Annotated in this window: 5 protein-coding genes; 2 read left to right on the top strand and 3 right to left on the bottom strand. The window is 69.7% G+C overall.

What is annotated here, in order from left to right; genetic code table 11:
* The coding region (locus FKV25_RS05190; protein ID WP_211345374.1) for a putative Ig domain-containing protein at nucleotides 1-3,257 on the bottom strand (3,257 nt) is incomplete at its 3' end.
* A 243-nt stretch (nucleotides 3,258-3,500) separates the two neighbouring features.
* Between FKV25_RS05190 and FKV25_RS05185 the strand changes: the two genes are divergently transcribed.
* Complete coding sequence (locus tag FKV25_RS05185) at nucleotides 3,501-3,773, top strand: hypothetical protein (RefSeq protein ID WP_141517741.1); 273 nt, start codon at nucleotides 3,501-3,503, stop codon at nucleotides 3,771-3,773.
* A gap of 19 nt (nucleotides 3,774-3,792) precedes the next feature.
* Here the strand turns inward: FKV25_RS05185 and purD are convergent, their stop codons facing one another.
* The gene (purD, locus tag FKV25_RS05180; RefSeq protein ID WP_141517740.1) at nucleotides 3,793-5,094 is read right to left on the bottom strand and encodes a phosphoribosylamine--glycine ligase; all 1,302 of its coding nucleotides are present in this window, start codon (nucleotides 5,092-5,094) and stop codon (nucleotides 3,793-3,795) included.
* Nucleotides 5,095-5,263: 169 nt separating this feature from the next.
* Here purD and FKV25_RS05175 point away from each other — a divergent pair, with 169 nt between their 5' ends.
* Nucleotides 5,264-6,703: an alanine/glycine:cation symporter family protein gene (locus tag FKV25_RS05175; RefSeq protein ID WP_141517739.1), complete on the top strand. Its 1,440-nt coding sequence runs from the start codon at nucleotides 5,264-5,266 to the stop codon at nucleotides 6,701-6,703.
* A 27-nt stretch (nucleotides 6,704-6,730) separates the two neighbouring features.
* Here the strand turns inward: FKV25_RS05175 and FKV25_RS05170 are convergent, their stop codons facing one another.
* Nucleotides 6,731-7,825, bottom strand: a complete 1,095-nt coding sequence (locus FKV25_RS05170; RefSeq protein WP_141517738.1) for a calcium/sodium antiporter — start codon at nucleotides 7,823-7,825, stop codon at nucleotides 6,731-6,733.
* Nucleotides 7,826-8,404: the final 579 nt, after the last annotated feature.

Raw genomic sequence — 8,404 nt, 5'->3', positions numbered from 1 at the left:
GACAGGGTGTCGCCGTTGAAGGTCATGCCGGCGGGCAGTGCGCCCGACAGCGCGTAGCTGTAGGGACCCACGCCACCGCTGGCGGCGAAGGACTGAGAGAACGCCGTGTCGTAGCCGGCATCGAAACTCGAAGCGCCCGGCACCAGGGCCAGCGTCGGCGCGGACACCGACAGGTTGAACCCCGCGCTGCCGGTGAACGGACCCTCGCCGGTGCTGGCATCGATAGCGGTGGCGACCAGGAGGAAGCTGCCGGCCTCGGTCGGGATGCCGGATACGGTTGCGGTGTCGGACGTGGTGCCGGTGACCGACAGGCCAGCCGGCAGGCCGGTGACCTGGAAGCCGGAGAACGGCGCGCGGCCGCCCGACCAGGCGAAGGTCTGGGTGTACGGCACGCCGACCTGCGCGGCCATGCCGCCGCCCGCGGTCACCGAGATCACCGGGCCGCCGACGCTGACCGCCACGGTGGCAGGTGCCGAAGTACCGCCGTCATTGGCCGCGGTGAAGCTGAAGCTGTCCGCACCGGCGTAACCGGCAGCCGGCGTGTAGGTCGCGGTGGTCCCGCTCACCGACACGGTGCCGTGCGCCGGCGCCGTGCCGATCGACACCGTGTCCACCACGCCGTCGATGTCCAGCGCGATCACGCCCGCGGCGCCGTAGGCAACGGATGCCGTACTGTTGCGCGCGACCGGCACCGCGTTGGCGATCGTCACCGAGTACGGCCGTGACGCCGTGTACGGGCCGGTGCCCGAGCTGCTGTCGGTGGTGGTGACGGTGAAGTTGAAGCTCCCGGCCGTCGCCGGCGTGCCGCTCATGGCGCCCGAGCTGGACAGCGACACGCCGGGCGGCAGCACGCCGGCGGTCACCGCGAAAGTGTAGGGTGCCGTGCCGCCGTTGGCCGAGAGGGTCGCGGCGTAAGCGGTGCCGACCATGCCCGGCGGCAGGGACGCCGGGGCGAGCGCAACGCTCGCCGCGGCGATGGTGAGGCTGTAGGCGCGGCTGCCGCTGTTCGGCCCGGGTGCGGTCACGCTGTCGGTCGCGGTGACGATGAAGTTGAAGGTGCCGCCTGCCGTTGCCGTGCCGCTGAGCACGCCGTTGCTGCCAAGCGTGAGGCCCGCCGGCAGGGCGCCTGCGGTGACGGCGTAGGCATGGGGTGCGACGCCGCCGTTGGCGGTGACCGCCTGGCTGTAGGCGACGCCGACCGTCGATGCGGGCAGCGTGGTGGGACCGAGGGTGATCGGCGCGGCCGGGGTCACCGCGTTCGACGCCGCGGAGGCGCTGCCGGTACCCGCGCTGTTGTTCGCGGTCACGGTGAAGGTGTAGGTCGTGCCGTTCGCCAGTCCGGTGAGCGTGATCGGACTGGTCGGGCCGGTCGCATTGAATCCGCCCGGGCTCGAAGTAACGGTGTAGCCGATGATCGCCGCGCCGCCGTTGGACGCGGGCGCCGTGAACGAGACGGTGGCCTGGCCATCGCCGGCAGTCGCGGTGCCCGTGGTCGGCGCACCCGGCGCGACGGCATTGACGGTGAACGAACGGGTCACGGTCGGGGCCGGCGCACGGGTCGCGTCGCCGGCCTGGTCGGCGTTGATGGTGCAGGTGCCGGCGGTGATGAAGTCGAGCACGCCACCGCTGGTGATGGTGCACACGGCCGTCGTCGCGGACGTGAACGCGACGGCCAGGCCCGAGTCGGACGTGGCGGCAATCGTCGGCGAGGTGCCGAAGTTCTGCGCACCGGGGTTGGCGAAGGTGATCGTCTGCGCTTGGAGGTCGTCGTCCAGGATGGTGCCCGAGGCGCCTTGCAGGGCGCCTACCTGGTAACCCGTACCGGCCAGCAGGCCGATGCTGACGGACTCGTCGGGCTCGAACAGGGTGTCCACGATGGGATCGACGACGATGATGGCACTGCTCGATGCCGCCGGCACCGTCACGGAGGTGCCGATCGCGCCGAAGTCCACGCCTGCAGTGGCCGACCCCAGCACCTCGAAGTTCACGGTCGTCGCGGAGGCGACGGGGGAGGTCATGTTGACGGTGAACACCAGGTTGACCGCGCCATCCTCGGTCACGCTGGCCGGAGCGACGCTGATGTTGGCCTGGGGCGGGGCGTCGTCGTTGGTGATCGTCGCCAGTCCCTGGCCGTCGACCAGCGCCGCGCCGGAGACGTTGGACACGTTGGCGAAGAAGGTCTCGTTGGCCTCGAAGGTCGTGTCCCCCAGGACCAGGACATTGAAGCTGTAGCTGCTGCTGCCCGCGGGGATGGTCTGCCCGGTCAAGCTGCGCGCGACGTAGTCGGAGCCCGCGTTGGCGCTGCCATTGGCGGTCGCGATGTCGAAGCTGACGCCACCCGCCGGCGCCGGAGACCCCAGGTTTACGGTGAAGGTGGCGGTGCTGGTGCCGGTATTGCCCTCGGCGACCGTGACGTCGCTGATCGACAGGTCGGGCAGGGGGGCCGCGTCGTCGTTGGTGATCGTGCCGGTCGCGCTGGCCGGCGAACCGATGGTGTAGCCGGTGCCCGGCGCGATGTTCACCACGACGGTCTCGTTGGGTTCGTACGTCGCGTCGCCGATCGGGTTGACCGTGACTTCCCAGTTCATCGCGCCCAGCGGCAGCGTCACCGAGCCTCCCGGCGGCGTGTAGTCGCTGCCTGCGCTCGCCGTGCCCCCGAGGGTGTAGAAGAGGGTGACCGGCGTGGCCGCCAGCTTGTTGAGGCCTACCTGGAAACGCAACGGCTGCCCCCCGTTCTCGCTCACGCTGGACACCAGGGCGAAGGCCTGCGCCTGCGGCGGCGTGTCGCCGTTCGGGACTACGTACCGGTTGGAGATCTGGCCGCCTCGCGGTGTACCGTTGCCGTCGAGCGCGGTGAAACCACCGAACAGCAACACGCCCCAGGCGTCGGCACTGGTCGTGGTGTAGGTGCCGGTGCAGGTGGTGCTGCCATTGGGCGCGAGCGGCAGGCCGCCGCAGCTGAAGTTCGAAACCGGAACGCTGGTGCCGCTGAGGCTGATCGAGTTCGTGATCGCGTTCGACTGGCCGTAGCTGAAAGTGAAGGTGATCGTCTGGCCCGGGCCGGTGTAGAACGACGGCGAGGCGTTGGTGATCGTCATGACCTGCGCGGTGGCCGGTGCCGCCAGCGCCGAGGTGGCCAGGAGGACCATGCCCAGCCTTGCAAGCCATCGCATCGCGCGGGTTCGAGCGCCATGGCTGCCGCGCACGCGCGCAGCCGCCGTCGCACCCTGGAGGGTGCCCAGTGCCTTACGAAACATTCGATTTCCCCTGTGTTCGGCGGTCGTGCCCGTGCGGCGGGACCGGTCCTGCGCAGAATGGTCCCAGTTTCTTCAACTGTGATCAATTGCCCATTTTGGTCATTGAGTGACCGGACCTGTGTCACGGTTTGTCAGGGGGGGCCGAAAGGCGGTCGATTAGCCGTCGTGCCCGCTCGATGATTCACGGGCTGCCCACCCGGCGTGGCTACCCTGCAGGCACATGCCTGCTGGAAGGAGGTCGCCATGACCGCCGAACACAAGAGCGAGCTGGAACATGTGAACGACACGCTGGCCCAGCTCAAGGAGATGCGGCACTACGCCAAGAACAACGTCGAGTTGCTGACCACGCAGTGGCTGTTGTTCGACGGCGAGCTGTCGGGGCTGGCGCATGCCTCGAAGATCGAGGGCCTGATGACGCGCCAGGGCGAGTTCTACGACGCGCTGGAAGAGGAGATCGCCGCGCTGGAGGAGGTGGCCCAGTCGCTGCAGCCGCCCGCCGAAGGCGAGGGCGGCTGACGTCCTGTTGCCGCCGGGCTCAGGCCCCGGCGGTCTCGCCCTGTTCGCGCGCGATGGCGCGCCAGCCGATGTCGTGGCGATGGAATTCGCCATGCCAGGAGATGCCGGCGACCTCGGCATAGGCATTGCGCTGCGCCTCGGCCACGGTGTCGCCGAGCGCGCACACGCACAGGACGCGGCCGCCGGCGGTGACCACGTGCTCGCCTTCGATCCGGGTGCCGGCGTGGAAGACCTTGGCGCCCTCGACGTCCGGGGTGTCCCAGCTGCCGATGGTGTCGCCGCTGCGCGGCTTGCCCGGATACCCTTCCGCGGCCATGACCACGCCCAGCGATGCGCGTGGATCCCAGTCGATGTCGCGACCGGCCAGTGCACCATCGATCGCGGCGTCGAGCAGCTCGACCAGGTCCGACTGCAGGCGCAGCATGATCGGCTGTGTTTCGGGGTCGCCGAAGCGGACGTTGAATTCGATGACCTTCGGTGCGCCATGGCGATCGATCATCAGCCCGGCATACAGGAAGCCGGTGAAGGGCACGCCATCGGCCGCCATGCCGCGCACGGTGGGCTCGATGACCTCGCGCATGATCCGCTCGTGGACCTCGGGGGTGACCACCGGCGCCGGCGAGTAGGCGCCCATGCCGCCGGTGTTGGGGCCGGTGTCGCCGTCGCCGACGCGCTTGTGGTCCTGGCTGGTCGCCATCGGCAGTGCGGTCGCGCCGTCGACGACGGCGATGAAGCTGGCTTCCTCGCCGTCGAGGAATTCCTCGATGACCACGCGCGCCCCGGCCTGGCCGAAGGCGTAGTCGGACAGCATGTCGGTGACCGCCGCCTCGGCCTCGGCCTCGGTCATCGCCACGATCACGCCCTTGCCGGCGGCGAGCCCGTCGGCCTTGATGACGATCGGCGCACCCTTCTCGCGGATGTACTCCAGCGCTTCCTGGGCTTCGGTGAACACCTGGTAGTGCGCGGTCGGGATGCCGTGCCGGGCAAGGAAGTCCTTGGCGAAGGCCTTGCTGCCCTCCAGCTGCGCCGCGGCGGCGGTGGGGCCGAAGATGCGGTGGCCGGCCTCGCGGAAGCGGTCGACCACGCCCGCCACCAGCGGTACCTCGGGGCCGACCACGGTGAGGTCGATGCCCTCGCCGGCGGCGATCGCCAGCAGGCCGTCGATGTCGCTCACCTCGCAGGCGAGGTTGCGGCACTTGTCCTCGTTCGCGGTGCCCGCGTTGCCCGGGGCGACGATGACTTCGTCCACGCGCGGCGACTGCGCCAGCTTCCAGGCCAGGGCGTGTTCGCGGCCGCCGGCGCCGATAACGAGGATCTTCATGGGCACTCCTGGCCTGTGTGTCTGTCTGGGGATACGGATTTTACGTGAGTAAGCGGTAGCGCCGCAGGCATTGAGGCCCCGCCCCGGGTCGAAGGCCCGCCGGGCGTGCGGCCGGCGCACTGCTACCATCGCCGGCACCGCCCAGCGCGCCCATGGGGAAAGACCGCCGATGCAAGTCCTGCTCGATGCCATCGAGGCCGTCCTTGCGCCCGTCGTGGGCGCGATCAACACCGTGCTGTGGGATTACGTGCTGGTCTACGGCCTGCTGGCGGTGGGCGTGTACTTCAGCCTGCGCCTGCGCGGCCTCCAGTTCCGTCGTTTCGGCCACATGCTGCGCCTCGTGGCACGTGGCACGCATGCCGACGACAGCGGCATCTCCCCGTTCCAGGCGCTGTGCACCAGCCTCGCGGCCCGCGTCGGCACGGGCAACCTGGCCGGCGTGGCGATCGCGCTGGCGGTCGGCGGGCCGGGCGCGCTGTTCTGGATGTGGTGCACCGCCGTGCTGGGCATGGCCACGGCCTATGCCGAGAGCACGCTGGCGCAGCTCTACAAGGTGCGCGGCGAGGATGGCCAGTACCGGGGCGGGCCGTCGTACTACATGACCCGTGGCCTGAAGCACCGCTGGATGGGCGTGGCTTTCGCGCTGGCGCTGCTGCTCAGTTACGGGCTGGTCTTCAGCAGCGTGCACGCCAACGCGATGGCGCAGGCGCTGGAGGGCGCGTTCGGCCTGGCGCCGGTCACCGTCGCCAGCGGCCTGGTCGTATTGACCGCCGCGATCATCTTCGGCGGACTGCGATCGGTCGCGCGCTTCGCGTCCTGGGTCGTGCCCTTCATGTCGGTGGCCTACCTGTTGCTCGCGGGCGGCATCGTCCTGACCCACCTGCCGCAGGTGCCGGGCGTGCTGCTGCAGGTGCTGCGCGGCGCTTTCGGGCTCGATGCCGCGGCCGGCGGCCTGCTCGGCGTGCTGAGCGTGGCGATGCTGCAGGGCGTGAAGCGCGGCCTGTATTCGAACGAGGCCGGCATGGGCAGCGCGCCCAACGTCGCCGCGGCGGTGACGCCTGTGCCGCATCATCCCGCCAGCCAGGGCCTGGTGCAGGCACTGGGCGTGTTCATCGACACCCTGCTGGTGTGCACGGCCACGGGCATCATCATCCTGCTCTCGGGCGTACTCGGCGAGGGTGGCCATGACGGGGTGCAGGTGACGCAGGCGGCGATGACGGTGTTCCTGGGCGACTGGGGCGCGGGCTTCGTCGCGGTGGCGATGTTCTTCTTCGCCTTCACCACCATCCTTGGCAACTACTCGTACGCCGAGAGCAACCTGCTCTACCTGGGCGGCGGGCGCATGGGCCTGCTGGTGCTGCGCCTGGCGGCACTGGCGACCATCACCTGGGGCGTGTTCTCGAAGGTGCAGCTGGTCTGGGACGCCGCGGACGCCTCCATGGCCGTGATGGCCTCGATCAACCTGGTGGCCATCGTCATGTTGTCGGGGGTGGTCGTGCGGCTGACCCGCGACTACGACGCGCAGTTGCGCGCCGGGGGCAGTCCCACCTTCAGGATCGTCGAGCACCCGGGGATGGCGTCGGGTGTCGATGGCGACATCTGGCGTTGAGGGGCCTGCCCCGTCCCATCGGAGCGGTCAGGACTCGTCCAGCACCCTGGCGTTGTGCGGGTTGCGCCACGCGCGCGACACCACCACCGCCAGGGTGATCACGGTCAAGGGGATCACGAACCACAGCATGACGTCGTTGAATTCTTCCAGCGCGGCATGGCCGGTGTTGTCCATGAGCAGGTAGGCGGTATACGCCGCGTAGTAGCCCAGGAACAGTGCACCCTCCCAGCGGGCGATGAGGTGGCCGCTGAAAAAGATCGGCAGGCAGGCCACGGCGGTCGCGATCATGACCGGGATGTCGAAGTGCAGGGCCGAGCGGCTGACCGCGATGCCGTCGGGCGCGACCAGGGCGGTGGCGCCCAGGACCACCAGCAGGTTGTAGATGCCGCTGCCGATCACGTTGCCGGCGGCAATGTCGCGTTCGCCGCGCAGCGTCGCCAGGATCGAGGTCGCGATCTCGGGCAGTGAGGTCCCGATGGCGATCACCGTCAGTCCGATCACCAGTTCGCTGACGCCGAGCGAGGCGGCGATCTCCACCGCCGACGCGACCAGCCAGCGCGCGCCCAGGACCAGCAATGCCAGGCCGGCGACGAGCATCAGCAGGTTCTTCCACAGCGGCTGGGCCGGGGCGGACGCGGCATCGGTCTCGGGCTCGGGCGCATTCTTCGCCTCGCGCCGGCTCATCAGGACCAGCATGAGGGTGTACGCGACGCCGGCCGCGAGCAGTGCGATGCCGTTGCCGCGGGAAATGCCGCCGTCGGTGGCCATGAACCAGGTGACGGCCGAGGCGGCCACCAGGACCGGAACGTCCAGCCAGATCAGCTGCCGCGCGACGACCAGGGGCACGATCAGCGCCGACAGGCCCAGCACCAGCAGCACGTTGACGATGTTGCTGCCGACGACGTTGCCCAGTGCGATGTCGGGCGAACCCTTCAGTGCGGCGCCGACGCTGATGGCCAGTTCGGGCGAGCTGGTGCCCAGGGCCACCACGGTCAGGCCGACGACGAGCGAGGACATGCCAGTGGCCAGTGCGATGCGCGAGGCGCCGCGCACGAGCAGCTCGGCGCCGCCGATCAGGACGACCAGGCCCAGGAGGAGCCAGAACACGACGGTAGGATTCATGACGCCCATGATGACCGAACTGCCGATCGCTGTAACGCCGGGCCGCGCCGGTCTCCGGGGCGCTCGTGCAGGACGCGTTCAGCCCGCGGCGTCGCCACAAACCACGTAGTCCAGGCAAGCGAAGCGCACCTGGGGCGATGGTCGACTGCAGGTTGGGAAACAGAGGCTGGATCCCCGCGTTCGCTGCGGAGACGTGGAGCGCTTGCGCGGCACCGCCGCGCGGTCTGGCCGAACGCCCAGCGTGCTGCGCTGGGCCAGGGGGACATCTGCCCGGACCTGTCAAAAGCTGGATCCCAGCGTTCGCTGGGATGACGGGGTGTGGGAGGCTACCGGCCAAGACACGGCTGCAGCGTCGCCGTAGGATGGGTCGAGCCGAAGGCGATCCCCACCTTGGCTGACGGCCACGACGAGCGATGGGTTTTGCTTCGCCTACCCATCCTGCGGGGGGGGGGATCCCCAGGCAAAGTCAAAGGCTTCCGCCCTGTGGGCGGGTTCCTTTTGTCTTGTCAAAAGGAACCAAAACCGCCGGCTCCATCGTCCGCCGGTCCGGCTTCGCCGCACCGGTCCCCTGTGCGCCTC

This window comes from Marilutibacter aestuarii, from assembly GCF_006546775.1.
Taxonomy (GTDB): domain Bacteria; phylum Pseudomonadota; class Gammaproteobacteria; order Xanthomonadales; family Xanthomonadaceae; genus Marilutibacter; species Marilutibacter aestuarii.
This window is presented reverse-complemented; position numbering and strand designations above follow the sequence as displayed.

Excerpts from the sequence above, each read along its gene's own strand:
- FKV25_RS05185 (WP_141517741.1), top strand. The coding sequence starts at position 3,501 with ATGACCGCCGAACACAAGAGCGAGCTGGAACATGTGAACGACACGCTG.
- purD (WP_141517740.1), bottom strand. The coding sequence starts at position 5,094 with ATGAAGATCCTCGTTATCGGCGCCGGCGGCCGCGAACACGCCCTGGCC.
- FKV25_RS05175 (WP_141517739.1), top strand. The coding sequence starts at position 5,264 with ATGCAAGTCCTGCTCGATGCCATCGAGGCCGTCCTTGCGCCCGTCGTG.
- FKV25_RS05170 (WP_141517738.1), bottom strand. The coding sequence starts at position 7,825 with ATGAATCCTACCGTCGTGTTCTGGCTCCTCCTGGGCCTGGTCGTCCTG.